This is a genomic window from Dactylosporangium sp. CA-052675, from assembly GCF_050947935.1.
GTDB lineage: Bacteria > Actinomycetota > Actinomycetes > Mycobacteriales > Micromonosporaceae > Dactylosporangium.
Map to the genome: position 1 here is coordinate 6348505 of NZ_CP192010.1, position 16470 is coordinate 6364974.

19 protein-coding genes are annotated in these 16470 nt (G+C 74.3%); 10 read left to right on the forward strand and 9 right to left on the reverse strand.

What is annotated here, in order from left to right:
• Positions 1-9: 9 nt before the first annotated feature.
• On the forward strand, positions 10-696 hold the full coding sequence (locus tag ACQP1P_RS28265) for a response regulator transcription factor (protein WP_433074925.1): 687 nt from the start codon (positions 10-12) through the stop codon (positions 694-696).
• A 225-nt stretch (positions 697-921) separates the two neighbouring features.
• On the forward strand, positions 922-1365 hold the full coding sequence (locus ACQP1P_RS28270; protein WP_433074928.1) for a phosphatase PAP2 family protein: 444 nt from the start codon (positions 922-924) through the stop codon (positions 1363-1365).
• Between the two features lie 61 nt (positions 1366-1426).
• On the opposite strand, the gene ACQP1P_RS28275 is transcribed toward ACQP1P_RS28270, so the two are convergent.
• Together ACQP1P_RS28275 and ACQP1P_RS28280 are read right to left on the reverse strand one after the other, a co-directional pair.
• On the reverse strand, positions 1427-2182 hold the full coding sequence (locus tag ACQP1P_RS28275) for an alkaline phosphatase family protein (RefSeq protein ID WP_433074931.1): 756 nt from the start codon (positions 2180-2182) through the stop codon (positions 1427-1429).
• 209 nt (positions 2183-2391) lie between these two features.
• Entirely contained in the window at positions 2392-3735 is a 1344-nt protein-coding gene (locus tag ACQP1P_RS28280; protein WP_433090149.1) for a sensor histidine kinase, read from the reverse strand.
• 263 nt (positions 3736-3998) lie between these two features.
• Here ACQP1P_RS28280 and ACQP1P_RS28285 point away from each other — a divergent pair, with 263 nt between their 5' ends.
• From ACQP1P_RS28285 to vanX, 3 genes are read left to right on the forward strand one after another with little or no spacing between them, the layout of a single operon-like run.
• Positions 3999-4955, forward strand: a complete 957-nt coding sequence (locus ACQP1P_RS28285; RefSeq protein ID WP_433074934.1) for a D-isomer specific 2-hydroxyacid dehydrogenase family protein — start codon at positions 3999-4001, stop codon at positions 4953-4955.
• Positions 4948-5967, forward strand: coding sequence for a D-alanine--D-alanine ligase family protein (locus ACQP1P_RS28290; protein WP_433074937.1), 1020 nt, complete (start codon positions 4948-4950; stop codon positions 5965-5967). Before ACQP1P_RS28285 ends, ACQP1P_RS28290 begins: the two co-directional genes overlap by 8 nt.
• On the forward strand, positions 5964-6572 hold the full coding sequence (gene vanX / locus ACQP1P_RS28295) for a D-Ala-D-Ala dipeptidase VanX (protein WP_433074940.1): 609 nt from the start codon (positions 5964-5966) through the stop codon (positions 6570-6572). The genes ACQP1P_RS28290 and vanX overlap by 4 nt, the downstream gene beginning before the upstream one ends.
• Here vanX and ACQP1P_RS28300 read toward each other — a convergent pair.
• The 4 genes from ACQP1P_RS28300 to ACQP1P_RS28315 form a co-directional block, all read right to left on the reverse strand.
• Positions 6548-7654, reverse strand: coding sequence for a sensor histidine kinase (locus ACQP1P_RS28300; protein ID WP_433074943.1), 1107 nt, complete (start codon positions 7652-7654; stop codon positions 6548-6550). The genes vanX and ACQP1P_RS28300 overlap by 25 nt on opposite strands.
• A complete protein-coding gene (locus ACQP1P_RS28305) occupies positions 7647-8321 on the reverse strand; it encodes a response regulator transcription factor (protein WP_433074946.1) in 675 nt (224 codons plus the stop codon). The genes ACQP1P_RS28300 and ACQP1P_RS28305 overlap by 8 nt, the downstream gene beginning before the upstream one ends.
• 53 nt (positions 8322-8374) lie before the next feature.
• Positions 8375-9337, reverse strand: a complete 963-nt coding sequence (locus ACQP1P_RS28310; RefSeq protein ID WP_433074949.1) for a lysylphosphatidylglycerol synthase transmembrane domain-containing protein — start codon at positions 9335-9337, stop codon at positions 8375-8377.
• Between the two features lie 114 nt (positions 9338-9451).
• Positions 9452-10315 carry a hypothetical protein gene (locus ACQP1P_RS28315; protein ID WP_433074952.1) on the reverse strand — a complete coding sequence of 288 codons (864 nt, stop codon included), beginning with the start codon at positions 10313-10315 and terminating at the stop codon, positions 9452-9454.
• A 79-nt stretch (positions 10316-10394) separates the two neighbouring features.
• Here ACQP1P_RS28315 and ACQP1P_RS28320 point away from each other — a divergent pair, with 79 nt between their 5' ends.
• On the forward strand, positions 10395-10706 hold the full coding sequence (locus tag ACQP1P_RS28320) for a PadR family transcriptional regulator (protein WP_350610575.1): 312 nt from the start codon (positions 10395-10397) through the stop codon (positions 10704-10706).
• Complete coding sequence (locus ACQP1P_RS28325; RefSeq protein WP_433074955.1) at positions 10703-11398, forward strand: hypothetical protein; 696 nt, start codon at positions 10703-10705, stop codon at positions 11396-11398. The genes ACQP1P_RS28320 and ACQP1P_RS28325 overlap by 4 nt, the downstream gene beginning before the upstream one ends.
• Positions 11399-11412: 14 nt before the next feature.
• On the opposite strand, the gene ACQP1P_RS28330 is transcribed toward ACQP1P_RS28325, so the two are convergent.
• Entirely contained in the window at positions 11413-12324 is a 912-nt protein-coding gene (locus tag ACQP1P_RS28330) for a M56 family metallopeptidase (RefSeq protein WP_433074958.1), read from the reverse strand.
• Positions 12321-12650, reverse strand: coding sequence for a BlaI/MecI/CopY family transcriptional regulator (locus ACQP1P_RS28335; protein ID WP_433074961.1), 330 nt, complete (start codon positions 12648-12650; stop codon positions 12321-12323). The genes ACQP1P_RS28330 and ACQP1P_RS28335 overlap by 4 nt, the downstream gene beginning before the upstream one ends.
• A 187-nt stretch (positions 12651-12837) precedes the next feature.
• On the opposite strand from ACQP1P_RS28335, the gene ACQP1P_RS28340 reads away from it, so the two are divergent.
• The gene (locus tag ACQP1P_RS28340) at positions 12838-13494 is read left to right on the forward strand and encodes an ABC transporter ATP-binding protein (RefSeq protein WP_433074963.1); all 657 of its coding nucleotides are present in this window, start codon (positions 12838-12840) and stop codon (positions 13492-13494) included.
• On the opposite strand, the gene ACQP1P_RS28345 is transcribed toward ACQP1P_RS28340, so the two are convergent.
• Complete coding sequence (locus tag ACQP1P_RS28345; protein WP_433074966.1) at positions 13442-14560, reverse strand: hypothetical protein; 1119 nt, start codon at positions 14558-14560, stop codon at positions 13442-13444. The genes ACQP1P_RS28340 and ACQP1P_RS28345 overlap by 53 nt on opposite strands.
• Positions 14561-14687: 127 nt before the next feature.
• Here ACQP1P_RS28345 and ACQP1P_RS28350 point away from each other — a divergent pair, with 127 nt between their 5' ends.
• Both ACQP1P_RS28350 and ACQP1P_RS28355 read left to right on the forward strand, forming a co-directional pair.
• Positions 14688-14954 carry a hypothetical protein gene (locus tag ACQP1P_RS28350; RefSeq protein WP_433074969.1) on the forward strand — a complete coding sequence of 89 codons (267 nt, stop codon included), beginning with the start codon at positions 14688-14690 and terminating at the stop codon, positions 14952-14954.
• Between the two features lie 213 nt (positions 14955-15167).
• Positions 15168-16412: a COG4705 family protein gene (locus ACQP1P_RS28355; protein ID WP_433074972.1), complete on the forward strand. Its 1245-nt coding sequence runs from the start codon at positions 15168-15170 to the stop codon at positions 16410-16412.
• Positions 16413-16470: the final 58 nt, after the last annotated feature.

The following is a 16470-nucleotide window of genomic DNA, read 5'->3' on the forward strand; positions in this document are numbered from 1 at the left end:
GGTGAATCCATGCGGCTGTTGTTGGTGGAAGACGAGGTCGGGCTGGCCGAGACCATTCGTGACGGGCTGGCCGGCGAGGGATTCACGACCGACCTGACCTTCACCGGCATCGACGGGCTGTGGGCGGCGACCGAGGCCCCGAACGGGGCCTACGACGCGATCGTGCTCGACATCATGCTGCCCGGGCTCAACGGCTACGAGGTGTGCCGGGAGCTGCGGCGGCGCGAGGTGTGGACGCCGATCCTCATGCTGACCGCGAAGGACGGCGAGTACGACCTGGCCGACGCCCTCGACCTCGGGGCCGACGACTACCTCACCAAGCCGTTCCCGTTCGTGGTGCTGACCGCGCGGCTGCGGGCGCTCATCCGCCGCGGCGCGCCCCAGCGGCCCGTCGTCCTCACCGCCGGCGACCTGCACCTGGACCCGGCCCGGCGCCGGGTGGGCCGCGGCGACGACCCGATCCCGGTGACGCCGCGCGAGTTCGCGCTGCTGGAGTTCCTGCTGCGGCGGGCCGGCCAGGTCGTGTCCAAGACCACCATCCTGGAGAACGTGTGGGACGCCGGCTTCGAGGGTGACCTGAACATCGTCGAGGTCTACGTCGGCTACCTGCGCAAGAAGATCGACCACGCGTACGGGCGCTGCGCGATCCAGACCGTGCGCGGCGTCGGCTACCGGCTGGACCCGGATGGCGGCTGACCGCCGGGTCGTGGCCGTCGCCCTGCCGCTGGGATTCGCCGTGCTGACCGCGCTCGTCGCCGCGCGCTTCGGGCCGCTGCTGCACCTCGACTCCGGGATCAGCGACGCGGCCCTGCGGTTCGCGCGGTCGCACCACGGGTGGCGGGCCGTCATGTCGGCCATCACGCACAGCGCCGACCGGCGGGTCCTGCTCCCGGCGCTGCTGCTCGCCGTCGCGTTCGCGGTGTGGCGCCGCGACCGGGCCGGCGTCGTGTTCCTGCTCGCCGCCGCGGCCGCCGCGACCGTGCTGCGTCTGACGGTACTGACCCTCCTGCACCGCCCCCGCCGCCGGAGCGGCTCACCGCCGCCGCGGGCTGGGCGTTCCCGTCCGGTCACACGACCTCGGCGACCGTCGCGGCGGGCATCCTCGTCGTGCTGCTGTGGCCGCTGCTGCCCAGCGGCCGGGCCCGAGCCGTGCTCACCGCCGTCGCCGGGCTGTGGGCGGGGCTGGTCGGCATCAGCCGCGTGGCGCTCGTCGCGCACTGGCCGACGGACGTGCTCGGCGGCTGGCTGCTCGCCGGCTCGGTCCTGACCGTGCTCGCCATCGTGCTGCGCCCGCGTCCGCGCGATGCCGTCCGGCCGCGTCCCTCCGGCCCCCCGCCGGGCGCGGCGCCGCCGGGCGTGCGCTGAGCGCGGCCACGACCGGGATGCGCGCGGCGCGCGGGCCGGCAGGTCGGGTGTGGCTGATCCTTCAGCGCCCCAGCGGCAACGGGGTCGCCGCGGCCGCGCCGCCCAGCGGGGGCAGCCCGTACCGGTCCTCGATGGTCCGCAGGACCGAGTAGTGGTCGACCCGGCCGGGGCGGTTGCCCGGGGTGATGCCCGCCCCGGCGACGAGGGTCAGGATCTGGTTGCCGCTGGCGCCGTCGTCCTCGTCGAACGTCACGATGAGCCAGCTGTCGTTCGCCTCGGCCCACCGCGCGTAGGCGTCGAGGTGCTCGCGCGCCCAGGCGTCGCCGGTCGCGACCCCGCAGTCGTGCATGTCGTCGCACAGGTTCGGGATCACGAACGCGACGGTGGGCAGCTGCGCCGGGTCGGCGGGCCACGCGGTGTAGGGCCGGTTCGCCGCGTCCGCGACGTTGTCGAAGTCGGCCCAGGGATTGTGCTTGGCGGCGTACCGCCCCCGCGAGCAGCCGCGGTATCCGGCGGCGGGCAGGTCCTCGGAGTAGCCCGCGAAGGTGTGCCCGGCCGCCTGCAGTTGCTGGGCGAGGTTCGGCGCCCGGCCGGCCCGGACCGGGCAGTGGTCGTCGGTGACGCCCTGGGTCGAGCCGGAGAACAACGCGAGGTAGTTCGGCTGGCTCGGGTGGGCGACCCCGTGCGCGTCGGTGAACACGGCGGAGCGGGCCATGAGGGTGTTGAGGTACGGCGCCTCCGGGCGTCCGGCGAGCTGCCGGTAGGACTTGTTCTCGAACACCACGACGACGACGTGGCCGGGTGTCCCCGGCGCCACCGCGGACGCCCGAGGCGACGACGACGATGCCGGGGGCGACGACGGGGGCGGCGACGGCGGGGCGCCGGTGCCACCGCAGCCCGCGACCAGGCCCGCCGCCGCCGCCACCGCCGCGGCGCGGAGCCACCGTCTCGCTGTCGCCCGAACGCTCATACCCCGCTCAGCCTAGCGATCCGGCGGCGCGGGCACCTCCTGGTCGCCGCCGTGGGTCATCGGGTGAGCGGCAGGCTCACGCGCAGCAGCGCCCCGCCGGCCGGGGACTCCTCGACCGTCAGCGTGCCCCCGTGCGCGGTCACGATGTCGCGGGCGATGGGCAGCCCGAGCCCCGTACCGCCGCCGGCCCGGGAGCGGTCCTCGTCGAGGCGGACGAAGCGGTCGAAGACCCGGTCGCGGTCCGCGGGGCCGATGCCCGGCCCGTCGTCGGCCACGGTGACCTCGGCCGCGTCGTCCTGAGCCCGGACCGTCACGTCGACCGTGTGCTTCGCGTACCGGGCCGCGTTGTCCACGAGGTTGCGCAGCACGCGCTGCAGGTGGTGCGGGTCGCCGCTCACGCGGACCGGCACGGCCCGCGTCGTGACCCGCAGCCCCGGGTGCTGCGCGGTCAGGCGTTCCCGCTCGAGGTACACGAGGTCGTCGAGGTCCACGTCCTGGTGCCGCAGCTGCAGCCCCTTCTCGTCCACCCGGGCGAGCAGCAGCAGGTCGGCGATGAGCCGCGCCATCCGGTCGCTCTCGCGCCGCATCCGTTCCACGTGCGGCCCGTCCCCGAGCAGGTCCAGCCCGGCCAGCACCGTCGACAGTGGACTGCGCAGCTCGTGCGAGGCGTCGGCCACGAACCGGCGCTGCGCGGCCGTCGCGGACTCGATGCGGTCGAGCATCCCGTTCATGGTCGCGGCCAGCGCGGCGATCTCGTCATTCGCCGGCGGTACCGGCAGCCGCATGTGCAGGTTCCGGCCGCTGATCGTCTCGGCCTGCCGCCGCATCGCGTCGACCGGCCGCAGCGAGCGCCCGACGAACAGGAACGTCGCGACCCCCACGATCACGGTCAGCAGCGGCAGGCCGATCGCGAGGGCCCCGATCGCGGCCTCGGTGCCGTCGTCGATCTCGTCGATCGACTGGCCCACGAGGACCGTCCGCTGCCCGGCCGCCCCGAGCGCGGTGATGCGGAAGTACTGGTCGTGCGCCACCGGGAGCCGCCGCTGCTCCAGCCGCGTCTGCCCCGCCGGCGGCCGCAGCGCCGAGATCGGCGGGGCACCGGCGAGCAGCGTCGAGGAGCGCATCACCTTCCCGCTCGCGTCGAGCACCTGCACGATGGTGCGGTCGCGCAGCGACGGCTGGATGACCGCGGCGAGCGCCTCCTCGTCGTCGATCGCGGCGGCGATCTGGGCGGCCCGGTCGCCGGTGCTCTGGTCGACGTTGCCGGTGAGGATGACCTTCGCGGCGATGACGAACGCCACGCCGGTCAGCACCGACGCGATCGCCACCACGGCGGACGCGGCGAGCGCGGAGCGCATCCGCACCCCGAGCCGCTGCCGAATCCCCGCCGCGAACCTCATCACACGACGGACGGTAACGGCGCGGTCCTGAACGGGGGCTGAATTCAAGCGGTTCTCACGATCGGCTCGGCACCGTACCGTCCCATGGATCAGGGCGTGACCGGGCTGTTCCCGGTGTCGAGCCTCGGCCACGGCGTCCGGCGGCCCGCGCGTCGCGGCCGCACCGGCGAGCCCGGGCCGGCTCGTGCTCGGCTGCGCCCATATCGCCCGCGTATCGAAAACCGCATACGCACCGGCAACACCCCGCCGCCTTGACTGGTGGCATGACTGGTGGCACGACCCTGACGGGCATCACGGTGTACGGGTGCGGCCCGGACGAGGCCGTGCTCTTCCGCGAGCTGGCCCCCCGGTTCGGCGTGCGGCCGACCATCACCGAGGCGGCGGCGTCCGAGGCCACGATCGGCCTGGCCGTCGGCAACCGGTGCGTCAGCGTCGGGCACAAGACCCACGTCACGAATTCCACGCTGCGGGCGCTCGGCCGGGCCGGCGTGCGGTACATCTCCACCCGGAGCATCGGCTACGACCACATCGACGTGCCGTTCGCGCGCGGCGTGGGCATCACCGTGGGCAACGTCGCCTACTCGCCCGACAGCGTCGCCGACTTCACGCTGATGCTGATGCTGATGGCGGTGCGCAACGCCAGGTCGATCGTGCTGCGCGCGGACGCCCACGACTACCGGCTGCACGAGGTGCGGGGCCGGGAGCTGCGCGATCTGACCGTCGGCGTCGTCGGCACCGGGCGCATCGGCTCGGCCGTCGTCGAGCGGCTGCGCGGGTTCGGCTGCCGCATCCTGGCCACCGGCCGCGATCCCCTCGACGAGGTGCTGCGGCGAAGCGACATCGTCACGCTGCACACCCCGCTCGCGGCGGGCACCCACCACCTGCTGAACCGGGAACGCATCGGGCGGATGAAGCCCGGCGCGTACGTCGTCAACACCGGGCGCGGCGCGCTGATCGACACCGAGGCCCTCGTCTCGGCCCTGGAGGACGGGCGGCTGGGCGGCGCGGCGCTGGACGTGGTGGAGGGCGAGGAGGGCGTCTTCTACGCCGACTGCCGCAACCGCCCCATCGACAGCAAGGCGCTGCTGCGGCTGCACCAGCTGCCCAACGTGCTCATCAGCCCGCACACCGCCTACTACACCGACCACGCGCTGAGCGACACGGTCGAGAACTCCATCATCAACTGCCTCAACTTCGAAAGCGGGGAGCGGCGTGGCTAGGTTGCGCATCGGCATCATGTTCGGGGGTCGTTCGGAGGAACATCCCGTCTCCGTCAAGTCGGCGCGGGAGGTCGCCAAGAACCTCGACACCGGCCGGTACGAGCCGTTCTTCATCGAGATCGCCGAGGGCGGCGCCTGGAACCTGGTGGACGAGCACGGCGGCCGCCAGCCGGTGGTGCTCTCGCCGGACCCGGGCGTCCACGGGCTGCTGGCGCTCGAGGCGGGACGGTACGAGACGATCGAGCTCGACCTGGTGTTCCCCGTGCTGCACGGCCGGCTCGGCGAGGACGGCGGGGTGCAGGGGCTGCTCGAGTTCTCCGGCATCCCCTACGTCGGCTGCGACATCCAGAGCTCCGCCCTGTGCATGGACAAGTCGCTGGCCTACATCGTGGCCGGCAACGCGGGCATCGCCACGCCGAAGCACTGGATCGTCACCGGGGACGAGCCCGTCGACCCGCGGATCACCTACCCCGCCTTCGTGAAGCCGGCCCGCTCGGGCTCGTCGTTCGGCGTCAGCAAGGTCACCCGCGCCGAGGACGTGCCGGACGCGGTGAAGGCCGCGCGGCAGTACGACGCGAAGGTACTGATCGAGGAGGCGGTCGTCGGCAGCGAGGTCGGCTGCGCCATCCTGGGCAGCGGCGCGGATCTGTTCGCCGGCGAGGTGGACCGCATCGCGCTGTCGCACGGGTTCTTCCGCATCCATCAGGAGAGCGCGCCGGAGAGCGGCTCCGAGAACTCGACGCCGATCGTCCCGGCCGACATCCCGGCCGAGTCCCGCGCGCTCGTGCGGGAGACCGCCAAGGCCGTGTACCGGGCGCTGGGCTGCCGGGGGCTGGCGCGGGTGGACCTGTTCCTGCGCGAGGACGGGGCGGTCGTGCTCAACGAGGTCAACACCATGCCGGGCCTGACGTCGTACAGCCGCTACCCCCGGATGATGGCGGCCGCCGGGCTGCCGCTGGCCGAGGTGATCGACCGGCTCGTGGCCCTGACGCTGGCGGGACGGCGGCGATGAAGGAGGAGTTCGTCTTCGTCGACGAGCTGGTGCCCGGCATCCGCTGGGACGCCAAGTACGCCACCTGGGACAACTTCACCGGCAAGCCGGTGGACGGCTATGTGGCGAACCGCATCGTCGGCACGCGGGCCCTGTGCGCGGCCCTGGAGAAGGCGCAGGACAAGGCCGCGGCCCTCGGCTTCGGCCTGCTCCTGTGGGACGGCTACCGCCCGCAGCGCGCCGTGGACTGCTTCGCGCGCTGGTCGAAGGAGCCCGAGGCGGGACGGACGAAGGCCCGGCACTACCCCAACATCCAGCGGCGCCAGATGTTCGAGCAGGGCTACGTGGCCGCCAAGTCCGGCCACAGCCGCGGCAGCACCGTCGACCTGACCCTCTACCACCTCGCCACCGGGGAGCTCGCGGCCATGGGCGGCGGCCACGACCTGATGGATCCCGTCTCGCACCACGGCGCGAAGGGCATCACCGCGGCCGAGACGCGCAACCGCCGGCACCTGCGCACGCTCATGGAGGACTGCGGTTTCGTCCGGTACGACCGCGAGTGGTGGCACTACACCCTGCGGGACGAGCCCTACCCGGACACCTACTTCGACTTCCCCGTCGCGTAGCGCGGGAGCCGCACCGTGACCCGCAGACCCCCCTGCGCCGCGGCGGTGAGGTCGAGGGTGCCGTCGTGGGCCTGGACGATGCTCTTGACGATGGCCAGGCCCAGGCCGACCCCCGCCTGGTCGCCGCGGATGCGGTCGGTGCCGCGCCGGAACGGCTCGGTGAGCGTCGCGACCAGCTCCCGGCCGAGCCGGTCGCCGGTGTTCTCGACGCTGAGCACGACGGTGTCCGCGCCGACGGCGGTCTCGACCCGCACGCGGCCGTGCTCGGGCAGGTTGTGGACGATCGCGTTGTGCACGAGGTTCGTGGTCATCTGCAGCAGCAGCGCGGGCGAGCCGGCGGTGCGGGCGATGTCGCCGGAGATCTCGAGGGTGACGCCGTGCTTCTCGGCCAGCGGCAGGAGCGTCTCGCCGGCCTCCTCCGCGAGGAGGGACAGGTCGACGGGCTCCCGGTCGAAGGAGCGCTGATCGGCGCGGCTGAGCACGAGCAGGGCCTCGGTGAGGTCGATCGCGCGGGTGTTGACGGCGCGGAGGCGCTCGACGAGCTCGCCGGGGTCGGTGGTGCCCTCGCGGCGGGCCACGTCGAGCAGGGTCTGGGTGATCGCCAGCGGGGTACGCAGCTCGTGGGAGGCGTTGGCGGCGAACCGCCGCTGTTCGGCCACGTGCGCCTCGAGCCGGGCGAGCATGCCGTCGAAGGCGTCGGCGAGCTCGCGGAACTCGTCCTGGCGGCCCTCCAGCCCGATCCGGTGCGCCAGCGACCCGGCCGCGGCCGCGCGGGTGGCGTCGGTGATCCGGGCCAGCGGCGCGAGCATCCGGCCGGCGAGGATCCACCCACCCACCAGCCCGAACACCAGCAGGAACAGCATGCCCTGCTCCGCGCGCGGCGCGAACGCCACGAGCAGGTCGTGGCGGCTGGGACCGCGCAGGACGAGGAACTGCGGCGGCCGGACCTCCGGCGGGTCGGGCACGTAGCGCAGGAGGAACACCCACACCAGGCCGAGCAGCAGGGCCCCGGCGACCATGAGGAACCCGGCGTAGCTGAGGGTGAGCTTGAGCCGGACGCTCAGCCCGGGCCGCCTATGCACGGTCGCCTCCGGCGTCGATGCGGTAGCCGACGCCGGGCACCGTCGCGATCAGCCACGGCTCGCCGAGGCGCTTGCGCAGGGCCGAGACCGTGATGCGCACGGCGTTGGTGAACGGGTCGGCGTGCTCGTCCCAGGCCCGCTCCAGCAGCGTCTCGGCGCTGACGACCCCGCCGTCGGCGGCGACGAGCACCTCGAGCACCGCGAACTGCTTTCTCGTCAGCGCGACGTACCGCCCGTCGCGGTAGACCTCGCGGCGGAACGGGTCCAGGCGCAGCCCGGCGATCTCCCGCACCGGCGGCCGGCTGTGCCCGCGCCGCCGGTCGAGGGCCCGCAGCCGCAGCACGAGCTCCCGCAGCTCGAACGGCTTGGTGAGGTAGTCGTCGGCGCCGAGCCCGAATCCGGAGGTCTTGTCGTCGAGCCGGTCGGCCGCGGTGAGCATCAGGATCGGCAGGCCGCTGCCGGAGGCGACGATGCTCGCGGCGACCTCGTCGCCGGAGGGCCCGGGAATGTCACGGTCGAGCACGGCGATGTCGTAGGCGTTGACGCTCAGCAGCTCCAGCGCCGTGTCGCCGTCGCCGGCGATGTCCGCCGCGATCGCCTCCAGTCGCAGACCGTCGCGGATGGCCTTGGCCATGTCGGGCTCGTCCTCGACGACCAGCACACGCATGCAGCCGATCCTACGAGCCGGAACATATCGTGGGCGTACGGAAAACGGTTCCCCTAGGCCGGGACGAGGACACGCTCGGTCACCGGGCTCTTGGACGCGCGCCAGCACGCGAGGCCGATCGGCAGGTCGACCCAGCAGGACAGGATGCGGTAGAGCAGCACCGCCGCCGCGGCCGGGGCGGCGGGCGCGCCGGCGGCCGTGAGCGCGACGAGCAGGCTCGCCTCGATGACCCCGATGCCGCCCGGGGTGGCGGGAATCTGGCGGACGAGCTGCGCGACGAGGTAGCCGGTCGCGATGGTCGTGACGGGCACCGCGAGGCCGGTGGCGCGCACGGCACCGATGAGGCACGCGAGGTCGGCGAGCCAGTTGAGGACCGCCAGGCCGACGACGGCGAGCCAGCGCCGCGTCGGGACCGAGCCGGCCAGCGTCAGGGTCCGCCGCAGCGTGGTCCGGATGCGCCCGTCGTCCGGCGTCTCCACCACCGGCGTGGGGCCGCCCGCGCGGCGCACCGCCCTCGCGTGCAGCGCGACGAGCACGCCGAGCACGACCACGGCCGCGCCGATGCCGAGCGCGGCGGCGGACGGGCGGGCCAGCAGCAGGAGGTTGCCCGCGTACAGCAGGGCCAGCCCGGCGATCGACGCCGCCCCGGACAGCAGCATCACGGCGGCCGCGACCGGCCGGGGCGCGCCGTGGGCCCGGAACCGCCCGAAGGCGTAGCCGGCCGACACCGCGGACCCGGCCGGCAGCGCGGCCGCCATCGCCGAGCGCGTGTAGGTGAGCCCGAGCGAGACCCCGGCCCCCATCCGGATCGCGAACGCGCCGAGCAGGAGCCGCTGCTGCTCGGAGAACGCGACCATGGCGAGGCCGGACAGCACGACCGCGCCGGCCAGCCAGAGCAGGTCGGCCGTGCGCAGCGCCTGCCACGTCCGGGACGCGGACGGCAGGTGGCCGCGCAGCTCCAGCGCGGCCACGACGACGCCCACCACGAGCAGCCCGGTTCGCCAGTACCGTTTCACGCCCATCAGACTCGGCGCCGAAGGTAAGAGCGAGCGCGATCCGCGGCTAAGAATCGCGTGAGAAAACAGCCCGCGGGCTCGCGCCGGTGCCGGGCGAGCGCCGCGACGGGGGCCTCATGCCGGCCTTCGCACCAGCGTGGCGGCCGCGGCGAGCAGGCCGGCGCCGACGGTCAGCGCGACGAGCAGCGGCACCGACGTCACCGGCCGGTGGGCGATCGCGGTCCACAGCGGGTCCCGGAACGCCGTCATGAGCACCAGCCCGGCGGTCCCGGCGAGGATCGGGGTATCGGCCCGGGAGCGGGTCCGGCGGATGAAGCCGGCGGCGGCGTTGGCGGCGACGCAGAACGCGAAGAGGCTGGCCGTCTCGACCAGCAGCGCCCACCCGATGAGCAGGGGGTCGCTCCAGCGTTCGCCGACGGCCTGCGCGCCGACGATGCCGGCCGCGGCGAACAGGCTCAGCGCCGCGAACAGCGTGGTGGCCCGGGCCCGGATGCGCTCGACCAGGCCCGGACGGCGGCCGAGCAGGGGCAGGTCGTCCAGCCAGTCCCCGGGGGCGAGCGGCGACCACCGCCGCCACAGCACGATCCCCACCCCGGCGGCCGCCGGGGTGAGTGCCGCGAGCCCGGCGATGAGCGCGGTCGTCCACCCGTTCCAGACGCGGGCGTGCGCGCGGGCGGCGACGGCGGCCCACTCGGAGGCGAGCGTGAGCCCGACGACGGCGATGAGCGCGGCGGCCGCGCGCACGATCCGCTGCTCGCGCCCGGGGGCCCCGGGGGCGCGCCAGGCCGGCAGCCCGACGGCGGTCGCCACGGCGAGCAGGGGCACGGTGACGAGCGCGAACGAGACGGCCACGTCGTAGGGGTCGTCCTGCCACGGGCTGACCGCCCGGACGGCCTTGTCCTGGGTGGCGAGGAGCGTCATCGCCTCGAACGCGGCGCCGGTCGCGAGCGCCGCCAGGATCAGCTTCAAGGACCTCATGGCGGCCATAGTACGCGTCTCGTAGTACACGACAAGTACTACGCAGCAAGTAGTACTCGACGTGTAGTACGGTGGACGGGTGCACAGCACCGACGCCCAGATGGTCGTGCTCACCGTGCTCGCGGACGGCCCTCGCCACGGCTACGCCATCAACACCGCGATCGAGGAGCTCACCGGCCGCCGGCTCGGCCCCGGCAGCCTCTACGGCGCGCTGAGCCGGCTGGAGGCCCGCGGGCTCATCGAGCCGGTCACCGGGGATGCCGACGGCCAGGACCGGCAGCGCACCATGCGCATCACCGACGCCGGCCGCACCAGCCTGCGCGCCGAGCTCGAGCAGCTCGCCCGTGTCGCCCGGGCCGGCCTGCGCGCCCTCGGGGCCGATCCGGCATGAGCGTCCCGGCGCTCATCGTCGCCCTCTACCCGCCCGCGGTGCGCGAGCGGTGGGGCGACGAGATCGGCCGCGAGATCGCCGAGCGCGGGGCGCGCTCCTGGCCCGACGCGATCGGCGGCGCCGCCCGGCTCTGGCTGCACCCCAGCGACTGGCCCGAGACCGCCGCCGGGCAGACCCGCCGGGTGCTCGCGGTGGCCCTGTTCGCCGTCACCGGCGCGGACGCACTGCTCCTGCGGGCGGCCGAACCGGCGACCGGCCGATGGCTCGGGCTGATCCTCGCGGGTGCCCTGCTCGCCGTGCCCCGGCCGCCGGCGCGTGCGCTGCGGGCCGTCGCCGCCGCGGCGATCCGCACCCTGGCCGCTCCCGGGACCGCCGGTCTGGCCCTGCTCCTGCTGGCCAACAGCGGCCTCGTCGACCATCCGGCCGGACCCGCCCGGGTGCTGCTCGTCGCCGCCTACTGGGCCGCGCTCACCTTCATCACCCTGCGGGTGTGGGCGTTGACCGCCCGGATCGTGCGCATGGGCACCGCACCGAGCCGCCGCCGGTTGCGCGCCGCCCTCCTGCTGGTCGGCGCCGGCACCGCCCTCGCGGCCGGCCAGAGCCTGCTCGGCGGCACGCTGCTCATCGCGGCCGCGCTGCTCCTGCCGGCGGTGGCGGCCCTGCACGCGGGCCAGGACCTACACGGCCGGTGACCCGGGGCCGGGACCTACACGGCCGGTAGCCAGGCTCGCAGCAGTTCGACGAACTCGACCACCGCCGCGGCCGCGACCAGCAGCGACAGCGTCGACACCGCCGCCGAGCCGGAGACCGTCGGCCCGCCGCGCCGCAGCCGGGCCGACGCCGGCCGCACCAGGGCCTCGACCCGGCGCACGGTGCTGGACCCGTCGAAGCCGAGCGACGCCGCCGGGGCGTGGGCGGCCAGCGCCACCTTGGCGATGGTCTGCGCGACGAGCCGGCGGTCGGCGACACTGCGGGCCGCGTCCTCGTCCGCGCTGCGCTCCACGAGCAGGCCGACCGCGGACTCGACCGGGCGCAGCAGCGGGTTCACGGCCGTGGCCAGCGCGGCGAGGGCGTCCGTGCGGTGGTGGCGGCGGTCCAGGTGCGCCCGCTCGTGCGCGAGCACCGCGGCGCGCTCGTGGGGGTCGAGCAGGCGCAGCAGGCCGCTGGTCACCAGGACGTGTCCCCGGCGGCCGCGGCCGGGCGGCACGGCGACCGCCCGCGGGCTGTCCCAGTCGGCCACGACCAGCCCGCCCTCGGGGCGGCCGGCGGCGTGCAGCTCGCCGGCGACGGCCCGGCGCCGGCGCACCCGGACGGCGATCCGCGCGGCGATCCACACGAGCACCGCGGCCGCGACGAACGCGATCGGGTCCGGCACGGGCTCGGGCAGCGGCTGGCCCTGCGTCACCGACAGCCGCGCGTACCGCTCGACCGCCGGCAGGTCGTCGGCCAGCGTCGCGGCCACGAGCACGAGGCACACCGCGCCGGAGACGGCGGTCACCAGCGCCCCGGCCGCGAGGGCCCGTGCGGCGCGCTCGGGTCGCCCGGCGCGGGTGGCGACGCGCGCCAGCGGCCACAGCAGCGCCGGCAGCAGCACCGGGACGTAGACGAGCCAGCTCACGCCGGGTCCGCGTCGCCGAGCAGGGACCGCAGCAGCTCGGCGTCGGCGGGCTCGAGCCCGGCGGTGAACTGCCGCAGCACCGCGTGCCGGTCGCCGGGGCCGTCGAGCACGGCCCGCATCCGCCGCGCGGCCGCGCTGGCCTGGTCCTCGGCCGGGAAGTACTCGTAGCCGCGCCCACCGGCCAGGCTGACCCGGCGGCGCACCAGGCCCTTCTCCTGCAGCCGGGTGAGGATCGTCTGCACGGTATTGTAGGCCAGGTCGCGGCCGAGCGCCTGCTGGACCTGCGCGGGGCTCAGCGGGCCGGCCGCGGCCCAGAGGACCGTCATGACGTCCGACTCCAGCGAGCCCCACGCACGCCGTTCCGGGCTCATCGTCGCGCCCCGGGCTGGTGAGAACGCATGGCGACAGGGTACCTCCCGGGAAGGACCCCATTACATCGCCGGACGCACGGCGCGCTCGATGTCGTAGCCCAGGCCGACGCGGCACGACACCGGCGGCGCATAGCGTCCGGGCATGAGCATGATCGAGGCCCGCGACGTCGCCCGGTCGTTCGGCCCGGCCCCGGCACTGCGGGGCGCCAGCCTCTCGGTGGCGCCGGGCGAGATCCTGGCCGTGACGGGGCCGGACGGCTCCGGCAAGTCGACGCTGCTGCGCTGCCTCGCGGGCATCTGCGCGCCCGACCACGGCGAGGTGCACTTCGACGGCCGCCGGCTCGACACGCTGCCCGAGCCGGCCCGCACGCTGCTGCGGCGCACCGCGTTCGGGTTCGTGTACCGCTCCGCTCACCTGGTGCCGGAGCTGACCGTCGCCGACAACATCGCGCTGCCGCTGCTGCTCAACCGGGTCCGCCGGGCCCAGGCGTACGCCGCCGCGGCGCAGTGGCTGCGGCGGCTCGGCCTCAACGGGCTGGGCGGGCGGCGGGCCGGCGAACTGTCCGGGGAACCGGCGCAGCGCACGACCATCGCCAGGGCGCTGGCCGTGCGGCCGCGGGTGCTGTTCGCCGACGAGCCGGCCGGATCGCTGGACCTGCTCGTCGGCATCGCCCGCGCGGAGGGCGCCGCCATGCTGCTGGTCACCCACGACAGCCGGGCGGCCGGATACGCCGACCGGTGCGTCGTCATGTCGAACGGGCTGGTGCACTTGGAACCGCCGGCACGGGCCGCCCGCTGACCGGGGACGGGACGAGCGGCAGGACGCACGCGGCGACGAACAGCGCCACCAAGAGCCATCCGTGCAGTACCGCCGGCATGGGAATCCAGCGGGCCACGAACAGGCCGAAGGACGCCGACATCGTCCACCACGGCAGGGCGTGCCGGGCGCCGGCGAAGTCCCAGATGATGGTGCCCACGACGACGCCGGCGATGTAGTACTTGTTGCCGCCGGGCTCCAGCACCAGCCGGGAGGCGACGGTCAGCAGCGGGATCGCCGCCCACCGGCCCCGCCACGCGGCGAGGGCGCCCAGCGTCAGGGCGAGCGCGAGCTGGGCCGGGCGGTCCCACACCGGCGTGCGGGCATCGTGGATGCCGAGCGCGTGCAGCGCCGAGACCGGGGCGTTCTGGATGGTGTACCGCAACGCATTGCTCGTCCCCGGGTCCCCGACGAAGAACGGCACCCATGCGACGGCCACGGCACCGGCGAGCGCCGCCGCGGCCGCGAACCGGCGGCGCCGGCCGGGCAGCAGGAGCAGCAGCGCAGCGAAGCCGAGCGCCCACGGCTTGGCATCGGTGGCCAGGCCCAGCAGCAGCCCGGTGAGCCAGGCGTGCCCGGCCCGGGCGGTGCGCAGCGCGGCGACCGACAGCAGCAGCGCGAGCACGTCGTCGAGGTGGGCCACGCCGACCGCCAGGAACATCCACACCGGCAGGAAGTACGCCGCGGCCAGCGCGAGCCGGGCGTCGTCGCGCTGCCCTGGCGGCACCAGCCCGCGCACGAGCCACAGCAGCAGCAGTCCGGCGGCGGCGCCGAGGATCTGCCCGCCCAGCAGCGCGAGCACGTGACCGGCCGGGAGCAGCGCCAGCACCGCCAGGAAGCTCAGCGGCCCGATCTGCAGGATCGGCGCGGCCGCGTACAGATGCAGCCCTCCGCTGACCGGATCGTCGGCGTCGGCGAGCGCGGTCGCCCCCTGCAGGAAGAAGTGCCACGACGAGCCGCCGCCGATGGCCATGATGCCGAACCAGGCCGCGGCCCAGCCCAGCACCAGGTAGCCGAGCGTGCGCGTGGAAAGCAGGCGTCCGAGCATCGCCGCACGCTAGGCGCGCGAAACTGAACCCGCGCTGAGTCGGCCCCCTCCCGCATTCAGCGGGCCTTCAGCGCGGGGCTGTGACGATCGCGGCATGGAGCCGAGAAGATCCGAATTTGTCCGTATAGTGAGCAAGGTTCCGGAAGTCACCGTCTACTTCTGGATCATCAAGGTGCTCGCCACCACCGTCGGCGAGACCGCCGCCGATCTGCTGAACTTCAACCTGGGCCTGGGTGGCACGACGATCGCGATGTTCGTCGTCCTCGCCGTGGCGATGCTGCTGCAGTACCGCCCGAGCGTCGCGTGCCTGCTCGCCGTGGTCGTCCTGGTGGGATATCTGACCGTCTCGCGCCGCGACCAGATCGCGGCGGAAGACTTCTCGGCCCCGGCGTAGCCGGCCCGGCCCCCGGCGCCTCAGCGCGCTTTCAGTTTCCGACCGACAGTCTGGCGCGCATGCGTTCGACGTCGTGATCAGGTGCCGTCGCCCGGCGCTGAGCTTTCAGCGGGCGTTCAGGACGGAAGCTCTACATTTGCACCGATTTATGGGGAAACTACGTCCGTAGCGCAGTCGTGAGGGAGAGCTGTGTCCATTACCGCCAGCAGGCCGGTGAGTTCGCGCGGGTGGCTGACCAAGGTGCCCGCGATCACCGCCACGTTCTGGGTCATCAAGGTGCTGTCCACGACGATCGGCGAGACGCTCGCGGACTACCTCAGCGTCAACGTCGGCCTCGGTCCCGCCGTGACCGACGGGATCATGTTCGTCTTCCTCGTGGCCGCGCTGATCGTGCAGTTCCGGACCCGCGCCTACACCCCGTGGATCTACTGGCTGTGCGTGGTGCTGGTGAGCATCGTCGGCACCCAGATCACCGACTTCTTCACCGACACCCTGGGCGTGCCGCTCGCCGTCAGCACCGCGGTCTTCGCGGTCGTTCTCGCCGCGGTCTTCACGATGTGGTACCGGCAGGAGCGCACCCTCGCGATCGCCTCCATCAACACGCCGCGCCGCGAGGCCTTCTACTGGGCCGCGATCCTGACCACGTTCGCCCTCGGCACCGCCGCCGGCGACTTCGCCACCGAGGCCCTCAACCTCGGCTTCCGCAACGGCGCACTCGTCTTCGGCGGTCTGATTCTGGCCACGTGGATCGCGTCGCGCCTCGGCGCCGGCCAGGTGCTGACGTTCTGGATCGCCTACGTGCTCACCCGCCCGCTCGGCGCCTCGCTCGGCGATCTGCTCACCCAGGACAAGGACCTCGGCGGGCTGGCCCTGGGCGCCAGCGCCACCAGCCTGCTCTTCCTGGCCGCCATCGTCGTGCTCGTCGTGCGCGAGCAGGTGCTGGTGAGCCGGCACGGCGTCGTCGACAAGGGCGCGGGCCCGAACGGCGGACGCGGCCGGGACTACGCGTGGGCCGGTGCCGCGGCCCTGGCCGTCGTCGTCGCCGGTTTCGGGCTCAGCCTGGCGCAGGGATCGCCGCAGACCACGGACCCCCAGGCCGACGCGGCCCAGGACACGGTCACGGTGAGTGCGTCGGGCGGCTCGGCCGAGGCGCAGGCGGTACACCCGACGACCAAGCTGGGCAACCTCAGCAGGTTCGCGGTGATCGTCTCCGACGTCCAGGCGAAGGTCGCCCAGCACGACCTCGCCGGGGCCAAGACCCGGGTCAAGGACCTCGAGGTGGCCTGGGACGACGCCGAGGCCGGACTCAAGCCGCGCGACGCCACCAAGTGGCACCAGCTCGACGGCCAGATCGACGACGTGCTCACGGCGCTGCGCGCGGCGAGCCCCGCTCAGGCCGACTGCGCGTCCGCCGTCGGCACGCTCATGAAGACGCTGAACAAGTTCGACGGAGTCTGACGGCGGACCGGGCGCCGTCAGGGAGCACGACGATGAACACCGGCCGGGCGCAGCTGAC